The 644-nt window shown below is 62.7% G+C and carries 1 protein-coding gene; it reads left to right on the forward strand.

The features are described from left to right. Positions 1-644 (forward strand): MCE family protein (locus HM984_RS18085; RefSeq protein ID WP_179350124.1); only part of this gene is annotated, 644 nt, incomplete at both ends.

Genomic DNA, 644 nt, shown 5'->3' on the forward strand with positions numbered 1-644 from the left:
CTCCGGCGGCATCTTCACCAACGCAGAGGTCACCTATCGGGGTGTGCCCGTCGGGACCGTCGGCACCTTGTCGCTGACCCGCGACGGTATCGATGTAGAGCTGCTGCTCGACACAGGAGGTCCGAGCATTCCGGCCTCGGCGCTCGCCGTGGTGGCGAATCGATCGGCCATCGGCGAGCAGTACGTCGATCTACAGCCCGCAAACAGTGACGGACCTTTCCTCGCGGAGGGTGCGATCATTGCTCCCGCGGACACTCGAACGCCCGTATCGGTCGAGAACGTATTGGCCAGCACCGATCAGCTCATCAAGACCATCCCATTGGACAACCTCGCTACAACGGTCAGGGAACTCGGAGCGGCGTTCGATGGCAAGGGAGAAGATCTTCAGGTTCTCGTGGACTCACTCGGCACTTTGTCGGAAACAGCCGAGGAAGCACTGCCCGAGACGCTCGGACTCATCCGGGACAGTCGAACAGTGCTCGACACCCAGTCCGAGCAGTCGTCGGCGATCGGACAGTTCAGCGCAGACCTGAATGTTCTTACGGCACAACTGCGCAGCAGCGACCCCGATGTTCGGCGCCTGATCGGGACCGGCACGGATGCAAGCGACCAGATCGGCGCACTCGTTGCCGACGGCGGTCCGG

Origin of the sequence: Winogradskyella pacifica, from assembly GCF_013403915.1 — a bacterium.
Classification (GTDB): Bacteria; Bacteroidota; Bacteroidia; order Flavobacteriales; family Flavobacteriaceae; genus Winogradskyella; species Winogradskyella pacifica.